General features: G+C 55.0%; 15 protein-coding genes. All 15 read right to left on the reverse strand.

Annotation, left to right across the window (positions count from 1 at the left end; translation table 11 throughout):
* Positions 1-72: 72 nt before the first annotated feature.
* From BN1969_RS08885 to BN1969_RS08950, 15 genes are read right to left on the reverse strand one after another with little or no spacing between them, the layout of a single operon-like run.
* The gene (locus BN1969_RS08885) at positions 73-843 is read right to left on the reverse strand and encodes a hypothetical protein (RefSeq protein ID WP_050623981.1); all 771 of its coding nucleotides are present in this window, start codon (positions 841-843) and stop codon (positions 73-75) included.
* Positions 844-888: 45 nt separating this feature from the next.
* Positions 889-6489 (reverse strand): immunity protein Imm33 domain-containing protein, encoded by a 5601-nt coding sequence (locus tag BN1969_RS08890; RefSeq protein WP_050623982.1) that lies wholly within the window; start codon positions 6487-6489, stop codon positions 889-891.
* A 15-nt stretch (positions 6490-6504) separates the two neighbouring features.
* The gene (locus tag BN1969_RS19090) at positions 6505-6555 is read right to left on the reverse strand and encodes a DUF6547 family protein (RefSeq protein WP_419185508.1); all 51 of its coding nucleotides are present in this window, start codon (positions 6553-6555) and stop codon (positions 6505-6507) included.
* Positions 6556-6561: 6 nt separating this feature from the next.
* Positions 6562-6891, reverse strand: a complete 330-nt coding sequence (locus BN1969_RS08895; protein ID WP_050623983.1) for a hypothetical protein — start codon at positions 6889-6891, stop codon at positions 6562-6564.
* Positions 6888-7211, reverse strand: a complete 324-nt coding sequence (locus BN1969_RS08900) for a DUF6881 domain-containing protein (RefSeq protein ID WP_050623984.1) — start codon at positions 7209-7211, stop codon at positions 6888-6890. The genes BN1969_RS08895 and BN1969_RS08900 overlap by 4 nt, the downstream gene beginning before the upstream one ends.
* Before the next feature lie 10 nt (positions 7212-7221).
* Positions 7222-7485, reverse strand: a complete 264-nt coding sequence (locus BN1969_RS08905) for a hypothetical protein (protein WP_050623985.1) — start codon at positions 7483-7485, stop codon at positions 7222-7224.
* Positions 7482-7922: an Imm51 family immunity protein gene (locus BN1969_RS08910; protein ID WP_050623986.1), complete on the reverse strand. Its 441-nt coding sequence runs from the start codon at positions 7920-7922 to the stop codon at positions 7482-7484. The genes BN1969_RS08905 and BN1969_RS08910 overlap by 4 nt, the downstream gene beginning before the upstream one ends.
* Complete coding sequence (locus tag BN1969_RS08915; protein ID WP_050623987.1) at positions 7919-8233, reverse strand: hypothetical protein; 315 nt, start codon at positions 8231-8233, stop codon at positions 7919-7921. Before BN1969_RS08915 ends, BN1969_RS08910 begins: the two co-directional genes overlap by 4 nt.
* A 22-nt stretch (positions 8234-8255) precedes the next feature.
* Positions 8256-8714, reverse strand: a complete 459-nt coding sequence (locus tag BN1969_RS08920) for a C-GCAxxG-C-C family protein (RefSeq protein WP_242850309.1) — start codon at positions 8712-8714, stop codon at positions 8256-8258.
* On the reverse strand, positions 8702-9571 hold the full coding sequence (locus BN1969_RS08925; RefSeq protein ID WP_050623989.1) for a riboflavin biosynthesis intermediates N-glycosidase: 870 nt from the start codon (positions 9569-9571) through the stop codon (positions 8702-8704). The genes BN1969_RS08920 and BN1969_RS08925 overlap by 13 nt, the downstream gene beginning before the upstream one ends.
* 11 nt (positions 9572-9582) lie before the next feature.
* Positions 9583-10182 carry an SIR2 family protein gene (locus BN1969_RS08930; protein ID WP_050623990.1) on the reverse strand — a complete coding sequence of 200 codons (600 nt, stop codon included), beginning with the start codon at positions 10180-10182 and terminating at the stop codon, positions 9583-9585.
* Positions 10183-10194: 12 nt separating this feature from the next.
* Positions 10195-11676, reverse strand: a complete 1482-nt coding sequence (locus tag BN1969_RS08935; RefSeq protein WP_050623991.1) for a hypothetical protein — start codon at positions 11674-11676, stop codon at positions 10195-10197.
* 15 nt (positions 11677-11691) lie between these two features.
* Positions 11692-11928, reverse strand: coding sequence for a hypothetical protein (locus BN1969_RS08940; protein ID WP_050623992.1), 237 nt, complete (start codon positions 11926-11928; stop codon positions 11692-11694).
* Positions 11929-11972: 44 nt separating this feature from the next.
* Entirely contained in the window at positions 11973-12428 is a 456-nt protein-coding gene (locus BN1969_RS08945) for a DUF4259 domain-containing protein (RefSeq protein WP_050623993.1), read from the reverse strand.
* Between the two features lie 33 nt (positions 12429-12461).
* Positions 12462-13421, reverse strand: coding sequence for an NTF2 fold immunity protein (locus BN1969_RS08950; RefSeq protein ID WP_050623994.1), 960 nt, complete (start codon positions 13419-13421; stop codon positions 12462-12464).
* Between the last annotated feature and the right edge of the window lie 7 nt (positions 13422-13428).

Raw genomic sequence — 13428 nt, forward strand, 5'->3', positions numbered from 1 at the left:
GTCAAAATCTCCCATCAATCCCACCAGAAGTACCAGACGGCGGACTGTTTCTGGGAAACGCAAGTCCGCTCATCAAGTCTGTGGGGAGGGTTCCGCACGGTCCAGAGGAGTCTCATTACATACACTTACTTTGAACGGTTTGTTCTCCAGATCAAAATCGATCGTGATACTTCTGCTGTACTGATCCAGATCATTTTCGATGGTATATTCTGTGGAAATCCCAAACTCTGGATGATCGCTGTATGTGTTGGGAAGATGAGTCCAACCATCACTGGAAGGATACCTCTCAATCAAATAATCCTGGGTTACATGGTTCAGTTCCTGATTATCCAATTTGATGCTGGTGTGTTTCTCATCATAAAAAACCACCATGGAATCTACCACACCATCTTCGATTTTTTGAGATGGCGTATCCGACCCTGTGGACACCTGGTTTGTAATGGTCACCTCTAACAACACCCCGTCTTTTTCCAGGAGCCGGATGATGGACCCACCCGGCAGAATCTCCTGCCCATCTTTGGATAGGGACCAATCTGCCCGCGTTTCGTAATACTCTTCACCCACGAACGGCTCCAGGAAATAGGGCGTCTGCCCGCTGATTTTCCAACCATCGTCGGTCAACTGCTTCAAAGAAATCGGGATTGGATAATAAACACCGTTCACTGTCAGCCCCAATTCCATATTTTCCGGCATGGCTTCACTCTCCTGTTCATCCGGCATTTGCGTGATGCTCTCTGTGATCTCCTCTGAAGCAACAGGGGTTTGGGCCGTGCCGCCCTCCCGCCCGCAGGCAGTCAGCAGTACCAGGAAACAGCACATCATCAGTATCTGCAAGTTTTTCATAACGTTCCTCCTATCGTTGCTGTTCCGTCATTCCAATACAGCCCATCAATCCCACCAGAAGTACCAGACGGTGGACTGCCGCAGGACATCCGCCAGATTGCCCACAGTGGGGTCATCCTGCTCCTGATCCACAATGTCCGGACAGAAGCCGTACTGTTCTGTGGCAGCTTCCATGGCCCTCTCCTCAAGAACGGGAGCCGGGAGCAGGAACTCCAGCTCATCGTGGCTCATAGCGGCAGGGATGGCGCCATACTGCTCGAACCAGTGTTTCGCCACTGCCATCAGGGCCGGGGTGTCAGGACACTCGTTCCAGTTGCCGAAGGGCAGGTAGGCGAAGATCTCCCAGGGGTTCTTTACCGGGATCTTGGCCAAAATGAGGGGGTAGGTCATGTGGCTGTCCGAATCCCAATAGCAGGAGAAGCGGTCATTGTCATAGCCGCCCTCCATCTCGCCCAGGACTTCCTCCTCCCAGTCCAAATCGTCGTCCTCGGCTTCTTCCCTGCGCTGGCCGGTCAATTCCTCCAAAACCGCCTTTCCGTCTTTGACGGAGGTGGAGAGCATCTTCTTCCGGTACTCCTCCACAGCTTTGGGGTCAAATTCATAGCAGTCCGCATCATTCTCCGGGTCGGCGTTCATTACCAGGCACTCCAACAGCGTTTCATCATCCGCCTTGATGAGCACCGGCACAAAGCCTTCTTTGACACTTTCCCGTTTGGCATAGCTGTATGCCGACATAATGGGGTCATCATCTGCCATGGATGGGAAATAGGTACACTCGCAGTCCAGATACTCCATGATGGCCTGAGCTGCCTGGGAAGGCTCCAGCGTGTCCTCATCGAAGTCCTGTCCCTGCCAGTTGGTGAAGCGTTCTTCGATCACCTCTGCCATAGCCTGATAGTAGTCCTCGTCAAAGGGAATGAACAGGTAGGCTTCATCCTGGAACTCATCGGAGTGATATTTTTCTGAGCCGAAGTATTCCAAGGCATAATCATCAATATCTCTGGGGAAGAATGGACTTTCATGACCATTGGAATATGCACCATAATAGTAGGAAGCAAATGCTCGGCCAATCTTATTGAACAGCGGACCTATCAACTGCCCGTCCAGTTCATCCCGGATAAACTCCCGCAGATCTACGCCAGCCGGATCAGCCTTGACCTTTTCTACCACATCACTGTACTCGGCAAGGAATTCTTCGCCCATCAGGTCGTGCTCCATACACCAGCGCAGGTAGATGGCCATGTGGTTATAAGCATTGATGGGGTCAATAGGCAGTTCCTTCTCCTCAATGCTCTCAAGGTGATAGGAAGCGTCGTCCATCTCACCGTCAAAATCATCATTGGAAAGGGTGCCACGGGTGATAGCATTCTGGCGAGTGGGGTTTACGACAAAACTGATCCCCCTCATCTTGTTCAGCAGAGCGTCTGCATCATGTTCCAGTTTATAGTCCAATTCATCCACATAAAGAGGAATGACCTGATAGAAGTTGACCTCCCCGCCGCCCGGCAGGGTGCAGAACTCGCTGCCGTCCTCCGTACCCTGGGGATCGATCAGGATAGCAGTGCACAGTTTAGTGTTTTCTGCAAAGGGTTCCCGGTTCTCCACTGTATGACCATGCCCCAACCAGCTGTCACAGTTGATGGGCAGACGGGCCAGGGATTTCAGCAGGCGGATGGGCCAGTACCACTTTTCGTCTTTCATGGACTCCTGATCCAGCTTCCAGTCCGCAGGCAGAGCGATGGTAAGCTCCGCCCGCTCCAGCTTATATTCCGCCAGTTCCTCCGGCACATTCATCCGGTGGGCGCCCATACCCATGGTGACCAGAGTGTAGTAGTCCCGTTCCTCCGAAGGCGGAACAACGCAGATGTCCACATGGATGTCGGGGGAAACCAGCTCGTGGAACACATTCTCAACATTGCCGAAATACTGATCAATGTGCCCCTCGACGGCCTCCATCTCCTCCTCGGTGTAGACCTCGGGAACACCGGTTTCTTCATCCTCGGGTGCTTCATCGTCCGGGTCATCGTCAGGGTCACCGTCCGATGACGCCCAGGAGATCTTCAGGGTCATCTGCTCCTCCGGCAGACTGACACCGGGGCTGCGGGTGATGGTGTGCTTATCGTCTGCAGAAAAGCCGATAGTCTCGCCATCCTTCAGCATCACATCACACGCCAGCACATAGGAGGCAAGGCTTGCCAAAAAGTCCCGCAGTTCCTCCGGCTCGGCGTCGGTGTTCAGCACCTCCATTTCCTCCTTGCCGAACACATCCATACCGTAGGTGTAGCCGTTCAAGCCGCCCTCGCTCCGGTACAGGCCGAACCAGACCCAGTTGAAGATGGGCAGTTCGTCCTCTTTGAGCATATCGGCAAAGCCCTCATAGAAACGAGGCTCAAATACCACACCGCTGGTGTAGATGCCAGTGGCGTATTTCTGGCGGCAGCAGGCGGCCACCAGCTTGGTGAAGAGCTTACCCTTCTCCAGAATCTTTTCCTCTTTGCCCAGAATAGCCACCATGATATGGGCGCGGTGTTCCTTGGCAACTTGGACCGCATCCTCCCACATATAATTGTTTTCTGCGTTCAGTTCCGCTTCGCCGTTGGGAATGGGATAGGCCGCCAGACTGACAGCGGCGAGTATATCACCTACCTCGAATACCAGTGCGTCGTCATCCTTCTCCTCACTGGCGTCGTATTCATCCACGGTGATGTCCCATTTTTCCTTCATGTCCCGGATGAACTGCTCTTTGTCCCATTCTCCCTTGGACAGCAGCACAAAGCCGGTGAAGACGCCTGTGTGGTCACTCTCGTCCTCGGCCTCTGCCTCGGCCCGCTTTGCGATCTCCTCCTGGCACTCCTGAATCACCGCCAGGGCGTTCTCGTCCTGTGGGTCCAGCTCCGCCCACCGCTGGGCGTAGGGGATGGCCTTTTCCTCCTGACCATAGAGATACTGATAGCCATAGGCAATGCGCATGTTCCATTCCGCCTTGTCCTGGCCCTCTTCCCGGACAGACTCCAGCACTTCGATGGCTCGGCGCAGGGCCTTATCTCCCTTATAGTTAGGAGTACCCTCGTCGTGGTCCCCAATGATGGCATAGTTCTCCAACGCCCGTGCCAGAGCGTAGGAAGTGCGGTAGTTCCGCCAGTCCTCCGGGATGGCATTCAATGCCTGGATGCAGCGGGTGTACTCGTCCTCGTCGTTCCACTGCTCCAGCTGCTGGAAAAATGCTTCTTCGTTCTGCGGGGTGTAAGGGATATAGTCCATGCCCGTCAGCGCCTCGTCCAGCTCATCCTCTTGCTCCTCAGCGTCCGGTTCCTCCTCGGGCGGTGTTTTCAGGCTCACAGTACCAGCCTCCCGGCGGAAGGTGTGGAAGCTGGCCCAGGGGATGTCACTGTCCCCGAAGAAGGTTTTCGCCTTATCCAGAGCCGCCCGGATGTCCCAGGCGATAAAGTCTACATATCCGCAGTAGAGGCCGGTGGCTCCGCCGGTGAGGGTGAGCACTTCCGGGCCGTCCCCGGTGGTGAACACTTCCTCCAGTTTGTCCCGGAAGTCGAAGATCTTCTCCGTTCCTTCCTCCTCCCGCAGGGTATCCAGGGGATAGCAGAAGAAGCCTGCCACCGCGCCGTCAGCGTGGAGATTGTCCATAAAATCATTGTCGACATTCAAATAGCCGTTGATGAGCGGCACACAGTTGGTGGAACCGGCCATCACATCCAGCCGCCAGTCGGCTTCCGGGTCTTCATTGGCTTTCATTTCGTAGCCAAGATAGCTCTCCAGATAGGCATTTGGATCAGTGGAGAGGGTCGCTCCCTTTTCTTTCAGCATATCGGGCAGCTGGGACAGGAGGAAGGACGGCTCCGCCTTGGGCTCCTCCAGCACATCAAAGCTGTCTATGTATCTCATGTGGGGGATCTCACCCAGCACTTGGTCGGTGAGGGTGGTGAGCATCCACCAGGCCCGGCCTTCCGCCTCCCGAAGCATAGGCAGCAGCTTTTCACAGTAGGCAGAGATGGCGAAGCTGTTTTCACCCTGCTCCTCCAGCCAGATCTGCACATCCTCCCCGGAAATCTCCCAGCCATCCTCGGTACGCAGACCGATGTTCTGGAGGGGCTGACGGCCCACCAGGATTTTCCAGTGCTCCAGAACCTCCTTGGGGGCGTGCTTCTGGAAGTAGACCAGCTCAAATAGCTTGACCTTGTCGCCCTCCGGAGTGAGAATCAAATCATGCTTTTTGCCATTGAAGCCCATCTCGAAAGAGATTTCATCAAAAACCAGATTCAGGGTTTCCTGCATTTGGGCCACGAGTTCTGCGCCGCGGGTGTGGTCTTTGTCCTCGTCCATCATCTGGCGCAATTCTGCTTCCATCTCGGCAAAGGTTTCCCACCAGTCCTCTGTCCGTTCCCGGAAGCACGCCGAGAACTGCGGCAAGGTAATAAGACTCTTACAGGCATCAATGAGCTTTTGGGTATCTTCATCACCAGGAAGTTTCTCCAACGCCTTGCGAAAATAGGGCAATGCCCGGCCCTCCTGATCCAGATAGTAATAGGAATATCCCATACGGAAGTTCCAACGGTAGTCTTCTGCAAAGTAGTCTGCATGGGGTTTCAGCAAGGAAAGCGCCTTCTGATACAGTTCCCGATCCTCTGGAACAGCCAGGTTGTTGTAGGCGCGGGCCAGTTCACTGTCCATCTCAGGGGTATGCTCCTCGGCAGGGATAGCCTCCAGCGCGTCAATGATCTTCTGGTATTGCCCCTTTTCATGCCACTTCTGGCACTGATTCAAAATATCCATATCTGTGTCCTCCTCATCCTCATCCGGTTTCCAGTCTTTGATCTGCTGAAACACGCCGTTCTCATCCCGCTCAAAGGCGCAGGGAGCGGGTGTGCGCAGCAGCGGAATGATGTCGGGATCGTCGTTGCAGATTGTGTTCAGCTTGTAAATCCCGGCATTGTTGGGGTCGTCCATGTACGCCTCGCTCTCGTCACCAGCGGTGAAGCGCCAGCCGCTGTCCCAGCCGCCGTCCGGTTTCTCCCGGTAGCAGTAGCCTACCTTGCAGCCCTCCACCGTGATACGGTTGGTGGCGATACAGCCATCGGCACCCTCCCAGTCGGGGAGCAGATCTTTTACATCTTCCGCCTTTACATGGTAGTTCCGGTTGCGGCCAGAGGCTTCGTACAACTCCTTCCGCAGCATCTCCACCTGATAAGCCATATCCGTGATCTCATCCTCGCCCATCATATCACTGATGTCATAGGACAGGGGATCTTGGACAAAGTCCGCCAGGACCTTATTCATGGCCTCGTGTTCCTCTGGCGTGGCGGTGATGCGGATGCGGCGGACGGGGGTGTTGTACTCGTCCAGATCCTGAAGGTTCACACTGCCGCTGACGCTGCACTCTAAAAGGATGGCGGCCAGGTCGGTGACCACATCAATGGCGAAGTGGAAGTCCATCTCCACGCCACCTGAGTGGGTGAACTCCAGATACTCCACGGTCTGGCGGAAGTCCCAGTTCTGCTTGTCCAGACCGATCTTGGCAAAAATCTCACTGAGCGTGATTTCCTCTTTCTTCTGGTCTTCCAAAAATGCCACAAGGTTCAGACTGTCATCCGAGCCTCCAATAAAGTTGCCCCAGTATTTTTTGATATACATCTGTCACGCCTCCTTTTATTCCGGCCACTCATCTCCGTCACAACGGCCGATGAAGTCATAATGCAAACTCCATTATTTGTAGTAGTAGTACCAATTCCCGCCAAATTCCCGGTCACATTCCTCCTGGGAGGCAAAGGTACAGTCCTTGATTCCCTCAATGGGGTAATGGCGCTTTGTCAGCTGCTCTCTGTGATAGGAATTGATGGTTTCCGTCAGGCAGCTCCGCCGCGCCGCCTCTAATTGCGCGTCGGTAGCAAAGATGTAGGACACAAAGTAGTTGTCCGGCTGGATGTACCAGCCAAACTCAATGGCCTGCTGGATGTCAGAAAAGTGGTGTTTCACATCCTCCATGCAGGCTTCTATTACTTTTTGCCATGCGAGCTCATGTTCCTTATTTCTCATATTCCGCCTCTGCGACACGGGCCTTTTATTTCTCCATTATAGGTGTGGCTGTCCCAAATGGCCTCAAATTCCGCTTTCTCTATGGTGCAGGCGTGGAATTCCTCGCCCCAGACATGGGCGTTCAGTTCATCTACGGTGGGGATCGGCGTGATCTCGATAGCACCGGCGTAAAGGTCGGGGATGTTGCGGGTGTGGCCGTCTGCAAAGATGTCAATGGAGCGATGGGCCAGCCGCTCATTTTCGGTATCCACTTCATAGAAGATGACCGGCGGTTCTCCCTCCGGTGCGTCCTCCCAAAAGAGTTTGATGTACTCGATCATTCCATTTCCCTCATTTGAACCAATGCCACCCCGACATAGTGCCGGTCAACTCATTCATCTGTACCGCAATGTCATAATCGCCCTGACAGCCCAGCAAAGCTGTGGGATGATCGTTTTCCAGAATCAAATCATAAAACTCAACCGCTATACCTTGGAATTCCTCTGGAATCTCCAACACAGAAAAGAAATCCACTGATTGAGCATTTTGGAAAAATTCAATGGCCGTTTTACTGCATTTTACTGTTATCCCTTTATGAGTGGTCAACTCTTTCATGCTTTCGCAGCCTCACTCATGTTCAGATACATCCCCATCGTTTTTTCATTGTCACAGGCCGCCCGGATCATCTTGGATAGCAGCATCAAATCATCGATATATTGGGAGTACACGCAGAACACATCTTCGTCGGAGTCAAAGTGAAACAGATCCTCACCGCTGTTGTTTTCCTCAAACTCTCGGATCACGCCCTGGACCAGCCGTTCCCAGTCTCCGCTGCTGCCGGTCAGTCCCAGCCGTCGGAATTCCTCTGTCCGGAATCCGTCGCTGATCTTCAGCAGAAGGGAGATCGCATAGGGGTGGTGGGGAATGAGAAAAAATGGCGCGATCTGCTCCGGCTCCACCCAGATTTTGAATGGCGGGCGCGGATCGGGTATCCATGGAAGGATCTCCCATTCGTCCTCCCGCCGGTTTCCGTATTGGGAGAGGTCTTTCATGGCTTCGCCCCCTGTTCCAGTCTCTTTCTGCATTTCTCAATGTGGGCCTGCTTGGCGGCCATGATCTCCCGTACCGTCTCCGCCTCCATCCGCAGCAGTAGGGCAATTTTCTCCGGGGGCATCCCGTCCGCCGCCAGCATACAGAGAATCTCCTTCTGCGCGGAGGCTTTGCCGGCCGCGAAGCCGGTATCATAGTCGTAAGACAGCAGGGCAAGGAATTGCTCCGGTGTCAGAGTGGAAATCAGTCCCTGCTCTCCGTGGCAGATCCTGCTGCGAAGTGATTGTACTTCTTCCTGTGATAGTTTAGACATGGACTTACCTCTTTCCGGCATATCATGAACCGATTTGTTCCATATTTGCCGGGCGGAAGATCCTGCGGCCCGCCAGCAGCTCCTCCAGCTTTTTGGCCAGCGCCTCCACAATGGCGTGGCATGGGTTTTCATACCCCACGATCTCCAGCTTTTGCAGCTCGACACAGTGGAGCGTTCCATAGAAGCCCAGCATGAAATCCGTCAATTCAGCAATCATCTGGTAGCCTTCCATGTTGTCCGCATCGGTCTGGCCCTCTTTGGCGGTCATCAGACCGATGATCCCCACCGCCACAGTGAAAGCGCCGCAGCAGGACTGCTCGGTCTGCATCCCAAGGCCCATGACGGAGAACATTTTCCGGGTCTCCTCAGACAAATTCAGATGGTAATATTCATTGCAGGCCATGAACATCGCCTCGGCGCAGGTCAGGTCCGTGCCGATGTGGTAGTGGTTGACCAGTTCATAAAGTTTCATTTCTGCCATACTGTACTCCAATCGCAAAGCATTTCGTTCTCTGTCACCCGGCGCAGCTCGTCCCGTACCTCCATCAGCGCAAAGCCCAACAGGTTTTGTCCCCGCCACTTCATGGGGTCCTGGGCCTCCGGGGAGCTGGCCGCGAGGCGGATGCCCCAGATGGCATCGTAGGGGCTGGCCTCCACCAGCACGCTGTCCCCGGTGGAGAGAAGAAACTCCCGCAGATCGCGGTTCTGGCTGAATTTGTGCCAGTTGCCGCCCAGCACAATGGCGTACTTGAACTTGTCCCATACCTTCTGGTCAAAGCCCCGCACCTTGCGGCCCAGGGCCTTGATCTGCTTTTGGTCGCTGCATTTCAAAATCTGGTCCCGGATCTCTTTGTCGCCGAACAGCTCGGCCTTGGCAGCCATCATATACTGCTCCATGCAGAGGTAGGAGTCAGCCGTCGTATAGAAGTCCTCCATCCACCACTGGCTGAGGCAGCTTTTTGTCAGCTGGCCGTCCTCGGCAGGCTGATGGCCCCAGAACAGGCACAGCTCTCGTGGTTTCCCCGCAGTAAACTCCTGCTGGAGCCACTGGCGGGTGTACTTTGGCTGGCCCTCCGGCTGCCACGCATCCACCAGGAAGTCGCCGTGCGCCAGCACCTCACCCGTGTCCTCGTCATCCCACCAGCCCTTCCAGGTCACCGGCTCGGGAAAGAGGGTGCGGTATTCCGTCTGCTCCTCTGGTGAAAGGGTATCCAGCCAATGGCCGAACCGGTCTATGTAGTCCTCCCCATAGCCCATGCGCCAGCCAATGGAGTATCGCTCGATCTCCCGGTGGGCCAGCCAGGGGGGAGGCATGATTTTCTTATCTTGTAGTGCCATAAGGTTTGTCCTCATTTCTCTTGTAATTTCTTCAGCAGTTTCACGATTCGCTCCCGGTTCTTTGCGGTTTTCATAAAGGTGGGGAGATGGTCGGACTGAGTCTTTTTCGCTCTTCCCATCGGCTTTTCCCGCAGATCGGCGCTGAGATAGTCGATCAGATAGGCCAGATGCTCCCGGTTGAGGGCCCAGACCAGCTTGCCCTGGAAGAAGGTCAAAAACCAAAGTTCCAGGCCGAACCAGGGGTCCTTGCCGCCCTGAATCTCCGCACCATAGGAGAAAGCCTCTACCGTCTTGTGTACCTCACCCGGCATGGTTGTCCCACAGTAAGGACAGGCCACATGGAGGACGGGAAAGCGCTGCTTTGCCTCATCTTCAATATCCACCCGATAGTACCTGCCGCAGTTCCTGCATTGGTTATGGACATCATAGCGGTAGACCGTCCGATCCTGCGTCATCCGGTGGCCGCAGCTCAAGCAGCGGAAATAGGCGTCATCCTCATCCGCTGTCACCACACCCGCGCCATGGCACTTGGGGCATTTTACCTGGATACCGGTGGTGAAGGCGCTGTAGGCACTGTGGGTGAAATAGGGTTCATCGATGATTCGGATCATAAACTCACATCCTCAAAAATCACGAAGCTCATCGAACTTCTCAATCAGGGCATCTTTCTGGAGCGTATCACCCGGCAGGGCATCCAGGATACCCCGCAGGGCCATGTAGATCTCATCCCGCTCCTCGGTTTCGATAAAGCCCATCTTGTTGAAGGTCTGGGTATAGGCTGCCACCGCATCCAGCGCCTGGGCCTGGGCGTCCTCACCCGGCTCAGCGTCCAATTTCATCAGCTGGGAACGGGTCTTGCGGTATTGGCTGGCTACCTTTTTCGCAGCGGAGGCGGGGATATGCTCCGCACCGTCCCAGCCTCGGAATGGATTATCCAGGTTTTGCGCCAGCCACTCCGGTTTCCGGGGCTTGGTGATCCGCAGGTCCACTCCCGGCTTGTCCTTCCAGAGCCGCTTTGCCGCTTTTGCCGCCGTCTCCGGCAGGCTGGTCATCCAGAACCAGCGAAGTTCCGGCATCTGTTCCGGGGTGGGGATGTCGTCCGCCCCGAAACCGAACAGGTCGAAGGTGGAGAGGTTCGTCAGTTCCCGGAACCCTCGCACAGCGGAGAAGTTCCCCAGGTTTCCCGGCGCACCCCAGAGCCTCAGTTCCTTCAGGTGGGGATGAACAGCAGCCAGTCCGGTCAGATCAAAGTCCTTCAGCTCGATGCCATGCAGCCCCCGTAGGTTCGGCAGTTCCGTGTGCGGGCGGTATTCCCCGATAAATTGGAGGGTCAAACCGCTGCCATCTTCGGGGGCATGGATGGTACAGGCGTCCGGCCCCTTGTTCTGGAACAGGAGCTGCTCCGTTTCCTCACCCAGCCACAGCTCCTCCAGCCCGGTCATGTCCAGCATCAGCTTTCTGATGCTGGTGCCCCGCAGATCAAGTGTCCTCTGACCGTGGTTCAGCAAAGTCAGTTCATCAAGGAAGGGATTTCCCCGCAAAAACTCCAGCAGATCCGGGTGCCACCGCTCACAGATAAGGTCGGAGAGGCAGGGCAGTGCCTTTAGTTCCAGCGCCGAATCGAATGGTGCGTACTGATCCATCACCCGATGGCTGCTGACTTTCAGCGGGATGCCGCCGATCTCCGTTTGCTCGTCGCTCTCCATGGCCTCCTTGAAGGCCCGCCGCCGCTTTTCCGGGATGGCCTGCCACCGGACCTGGAGGTACACATCATAGCCGTCATTCCAGCCGCCGTAGGAGCGGCAGGGCTGGTCGGTGAAGGGCGGAAGTGTACCCACCAGCGCGTACTGGGGCGGGACCTCCAGCGGCACCCGCAGCAAATGAAGGTCACGGGACCAGTACATAAAGTCCTTGTAGAGCGGGCGGAGATGAGGAAGTTCCTCCGCCGTCAGAGGGGCGTCGCCCACCCAGTCCAGAGAGAGGACCACCGCCCAGGGCTGCTCACTCACCGTGTCCGGCGGCGCAATATAGGCCACCTGGCAGGCGGTGTAGCGTTTCAGATATTGGTTGTAGACCGTATAGACCTCTCCGGTGCTGGCTTTCATGGCGCCACGCTCCTCTCATCCGTTCTTTTCCAGATAGAATCCCCATACGCCATTGGAGAACTCTCCAGCGGCGAAGCGGTGGATCTGCCCGTCAATCTCCACCTGCCAGACCTCGAAGGTATGGTCTTGGTGATAGATCGGGTCTTTGACTTTTACTCGCTTGCCGGTGGTTTGCCAGTCGTAGTCAAAGATGTTCACACCGAACAATTTGCATTGACCGTCTGGGCCAAAGGTTTCATATTCCCATGCCATGTGATGCCTCACAATTCAACGCACTTACCTACAAAGCAACAATTTTATTCCTGCTGTAAGAGTTCTATCAAAGAATCCAAATGCTTATCCCACGATTCCCAGTGATTACTTTCTTTCCAAAGTTCTACGATTTCTCTTTCGCCATCTTCATCAGGAACTTGATTTTTAATACTCCTCAATCGCCTAAGAAGGTCTTTTCGAGCAGTAGCTGAAGCTGAGAAATTCGTTATTGCTGACCAAACATTAGAATCCTCATCATCGTAGTTTAGCTTTCCTGTTTCCTGCCATTCTGAATAAAGTTCTGCGAGCGCGATGGCGGTATTATCATAGAGAAAGTCAATTTCGTTCACTGTTTCTCCAAGAAAACCTTCCTCTTTCAGAAAGCCTATCAATCCACCTAAAGTCAGTTTCTTATGTTTGGGTAAATAATCTGATTTCAAAAGGAAAATTAGGTCTAAGCCATTATCACTTTCCAATGCTTTTACACCCCATGAACCCATCTTCCTGTACCTCCAATCTGATTCTCATGAACTTCACAATCCTGTTCGCTGCCAGCCGTTCAGCCGCTCCTGCAGTCCGTCGATCCTCCAGCCCTCGCCCACACGCTTCATGAGAAAGCGGCGGTCAAAGCCTATATTTTCCTCCCTGGTGTAGATGTAAAGCTTGTGCCGGGTGATCTGCTCCGCGTCCAGGAACTGCTCCCCCTTGTAAGTGCCCTGAGCGCTGTACGAGAGGCCCAGGGGCCGGTAGCCCGGACGGGGCTTTTCACTCACATACTTCTCCCAGATCGCCAGCAGGCGGGGCACAGCCTCAGCGTCTTCAAACCCGGCCTGCTCCATGTACTGCTCCCATTCTGTCATCTCGGCAAAGAAAGCGGACAGCACCCTGCGGCATTCCGCCGCCGCCTGCTCATCCAGCTGGACGGGCTTTTTGGCCTTTTCCCGCTGGAGCTGGGAGAAGTGTTCCATCTGCTCCTGGGTGAACTGCACATGGGCCACCGGCTTGATGTAATTGTTGCCTGCGATGGCCAGCAGGCCCTCGTAGGTAATTGCGGTATGGTCCATCTGGATGTGGGAGAGCTTGGGGATGGAGGCCGCCTGAAGCAGCCCAGCATCGTCCAGTCCGGTGCGGTTGAGGGTCAGAAGGTCCAGCTTGCCGCCTTGCAGGGCGGCCAGGCCGCTGCCGTTGATTCCGGCGTTGCCGTCCAGAAGCAGATAGCGCAGCTTGGGCATGGCGGCAAAGACCGGAAAACAGTCGTCTGTGAGCGCGCCCTTCTCCACACCGATATTGACCATATTTTTATGTCCGGCAAAGGGCACAAGCAGTTCATCCGTCACTGGATAGTCTTTCACATGGAAGCCCACCAGGGTGTAACCAGCCAGCCGCTCCATGATCTCCGGGGTCAGCTCCGGGACTTCAAACTGCTTCTCTCCGTCTAAGGTCAGGATACCGTTTTCCCAGTCTGCTGTTCTGGCCCGTTTTGGTAATTCCATTGCTTAC

Source organism: Clostridium phoceensis, from assembly GCF_001244495.1.
Classification (GTDB): Bacteria; Bacillota; Clostridia; order Oscillospirales; family Oscillospiraceae; genus Lawsonibacter; species Lawsonibacter asaccharolyticus.

Coding starts and splice junctions, on each gene's coding strand:
- BN1969_RS08885 (WP_050623981.1), bottom strand. CDS start 843: ATGAAAAACTTGCAGATACTGATGATGTGCTGTTTCCTGGTACTGCTG.
- BN1969_RS08890 (WP_050623982.1), bottom strand. CDS start 6,489: ATGTATATCAAAAAATACTGGGGCAACTTTATTGGAGGCTCGGATGAC.
- BN1969_RS08895 (WP_050623983.1), bottom strand. CDS start 6,891: ATGAGAAATAAGGAACATGAGCTCGCATGGCAAAAAGTAATAGAAGCC.
- BN1969_RS08900 (WP_050623984.1), bottom strand. CDS start 7,211: ATGATCGAGTACATCAAACTCTTTTGGGAGGACGCACCGGAGGGAGAA.
- BN1969_RS08905 (WP_050623985.1), bottom strand. CDS start 7,485: ATGAAAGAGTTGACCACTCATAAAGGGATAACAGTAAAATGCAGTAAA.
- BN1969_RS08910 (WP_050623986.1), bottom strand. CDS start 7,922: ATGAAAGACCTCTCCCAATACGGAAACCGGCGGGAGGACGAATGGGAG.
- BN1969_RS08915 (WP_050623987.1), bottom strand. CDS start 8,233: ATGTCTAAACTATCACAGGAAGAAGTACAATCACTTCGCAGCAGGATC.
- BN1969_RS08920 (WP_242850309.1), bottom strand. CDS start 8,714: ATGGCAGAAATGAAACTTTATGAACTGGTCAACCACTACCACATCGGC.
- BN1969_RS08925 (WP_050623989.1), bottom strand. CDS start 9,571: ATGGCACTACAAGATAAGAAAATCATGCCTCCCCCCTGGCTGGCCCAC.
- BN1969_RS08930 (WP_050623990.1), bottom strand. CDS start 10,182: ATGATCCGAATCATCGATGAACCCTATTTCACCCACAGTGCCTACAGC.
- BN1969_RS08935 (WP_050623991.1), bottom strand. CDS start 11,676: ATGAAAGCCAGCACCGGAGAGGTCTATACGGTCTACAACCAATATCTG.
- BN1969_RS08940 (WP_050623992.1), bottom strand. CDS start 11,928: ATGGCATGGGAATATGAAACCTTTGGCCCAGACGGTCAATGCAAATTG.
- BN1969_RS08945 (WP_050623993.1), bottom strand. CDS start 12,428: ATGGGTTCATGGGGTGTAAAAGCATTGGAAAGTGATAATGGCTTAGAC.
- BN1969_RS08950 (WP_050623994.1), bottom strand. CDS start 13,421: ATGGAATTACCAAAACGGGCCAGAACAGCAGACTGGGAAAACGGTATC.